Genomic DNA, 2,749 nt, shown 5'->3' on the forward strand with positions numbered 1-2,749 from the left:
AAAACCCATCTGGGTTGTATGGTTAAGCCTCTCGAGTCATTAGTACATGTTAGCTCAACGCCTCACAACGCTTACACACCATGCCTATCAACGTCCTAGTCTCGAACGGCTCTTTAGAGGAATTAAATTCCTAGGGATGACTCATCTTAGGGCTCGCTTCCCGCTTAGATGCTTTCAGCGGTTATCGATTCCGAACGTAGCTACCGGGCAATGCCATTGGCATGACAACCCGAACACCAGCGGTTCGTCCACTCCGGTCCTCTCGTACTAGGAGCAGCTCCCTTCAATCATCCAACGCCCACGGCAGATAGGGACCGAACTGTCTCACGACGTTCTGAACCCAGCTCGCGTACCACTTTAAATGGCGAACAGCCATACCCTTGGGACCGACTTCAGCCCCAGGATGTGATGAGCCGACATCGAGGTGCCAAACACCGCCGTCGATATGAACTCTTGGGCGGTATCAGCCTGTTATCCCCGGAGTACCTTTTATCCGTTGAGCGATGGCCCTTCCATTCAGAACCACCGGATCACTATGACCTACTTTCGTACCTGCTCGACGTGTATGTCTCGCAGTTAAGCTGGCTTATGCCATTGCACTAACCGTACGATGTCCGACCGTACTTAGCCAACCTTCGTGCTCCTCCGTTACTCTTTGGGAGGAGACCGCCCCAGTCAAACTACCCACCAGGCACTGTCCCTAATCCCGATAAGGGACCTAGGTTAGAACATCAAAACTACAAGGGTGGTATTTCAAGGACGACTCCATCATGACTAGCGTCACAACTTCAWAGTCTCCCACCTATCCTACACATGTAGGTTCAATGTTCAGTGCCAAGCTATAGTAAAGGTTCACGGGGTCTTTCCGTCTAGCCGCGGGTATACGGCATCTTCACCGCAATTTCAACTTCACTGAGTCTCGGCTGGAGACAGCGTGGCCATCATTACGCCATTCGTGCAGGTCGGAACTTACCCGACAAGGAATTTCGCTACCTTAGGACCGTTATAGTTACGGCCGCCGTTTACCGGGGCTTCGATCATGAGCTTCTCTTGCGATAACCCAATCAATTAACCTTCCGGCACCGGGCAGGCGTCACACCGTATACTTCCTCTTGCGAGTTTGCACAGTGCTGTGTTTTTGATAAACAGTTGCAGCCACCTGGTATCTGCGACTCCCGTCAGCTTAGAGAGCAAGTCTCATCACCAACARGAGCGTACCTTCTCCCGAAGTTACGGTACCATTTTGCCTAGTTCCTTCAGCCGAGTTCTCTCAAGCGCCTTGGTATTCTCTACCCGACCACCTGTGTCGGTTTGGGGTACGATTCCCACTAACCTGAAGCTTAGAAGATTTTCCTGGAAGCATGGCATCAACTACTTCAGTCCCTTAGGACCTCGTCATCAGCTCTCAGTGTGTACATTTAAGTACGTGTCCCCGGATTTGCCTAAGAACACCACCTACCACCTTAAACGCGGACTACCAACGCCGCGCTAGCCTAGCCTTCTCCGTCTCTCCATCGCAGTTAGCGGAAGTACAGAAATATTAATCTGTTTCCCATCGATTACGCCTTTCGGCCTCACCTTAGGGGTCGACTCACCCTGCCCCGATTAACGTTGGACAGGAACCCTTGGTCTTTCGGCGAGGGGGTTTTTCACCCCCTTTATCGTTACTCATGTCAGCATTCGCACTTCTGATACCTCCAGCGTGGGTTACCCCTTCACCTTCAACGGCTTACAGAACGCTCCTCTACCGCGCACAGTAAACTGTGCACCCGTAGCTTCGGTGACTAGCTTAGCCCCGTTACATCTTCCGCGCAGGCCGACTCGACTAGTGAGCTATTACGCTTTCTTTAAATGATGGCTGCTTCTAAGCCAACATCCTAGCTGTCTAAGCCTTCCCACATCGTTTCCCACTTAGCTAGTACTTTGGGACCTTAGCTGACGGTCTGGGTTGTTTCCCTTTTGACGACGGACGTTAGCACCCGCCGTCTGTCTCCCGAGTAGTACTCATTGGTATTCGGAGTTTGCAAAGGGTTGGTAAGTCGGGATGACCCCCTAGCCTTAACAGTGCTCTACCCCCAATGGTATTCGCTCGAGGCGCTACCTAAATAGCTTTCGAGGAGAACCAGATATCTCCCGGTTTGATTGGCCTTTCACCCCCAGCCACAAGTCATCCGCTAATTTTTCAACATTAGTCGGTTCGGTCCTCCAGTTGATGTTACTCAACCTTCAACCTGCCCATGGCTAGATCACCGGGTTTCGGGTCTACACCTTGCAACTAAACGCGCAGTTAACACTCGGTTTCCCTACGGCTCCGCTATTCGCTTAACCTCGCTACAAAATGTAAGTCGCTGACCCATTATACAAAAGGTACGCAGTCACGGTCTCAAGAACCGCTCCCACTGCTTGTACGTATACGGTTTCAGGTTCTATTTCACTCCCCTCACAGGGGTTCTTTTCGCCTTTCCCTCACGGTACTGGTTCACTATCGGTCAGTCAGGAGTATTTAGCCTTGGAGGATGGTCCCCCCATATTCAAACAGGATGTCACGTGTCCCGCCTTACTCGTTTTCATCAATGGTTAGTTTTCATGTACGGGGCTATCACCCTGTGCCGCTGCGCTTTCCAACGCATTCCACTAACACCCCACTGACTTAAGGGCTAATCCCCGTTCGCTCGCCGCTACTAGGGGAATCTCGGTTGATTTCTTTTCCTAAGGGTACTTAGATGTTTCAGTTCCCCTCGTTCGCCTC

At 51.5% G+C, this 2,749-nt stretch carries 1 rRNA gene; it reads right to left on the reverse strand.

Annotation, left to right across the window (positions count from 1 at the left end):
* Positions 1 to 18: 18 nt before the first annotated feature.
* Positions 19 to 2,749: ribosomal RNA gene (locus L5M10_RS23520) — 23S ribosomal RNA — on the reverse strand; the annotation flags it as partial.

It is taken from the genome of Shewanella sp. SM32, from assembly GCF_025654235.1.
Classification (GTDB): domain Bacteria; phylum Pseudomonadota; class Gammaproteobacteria; order Enterobacterales; family Shewanellaceae; genus Shewanella; species Shewanella oncorhynchi.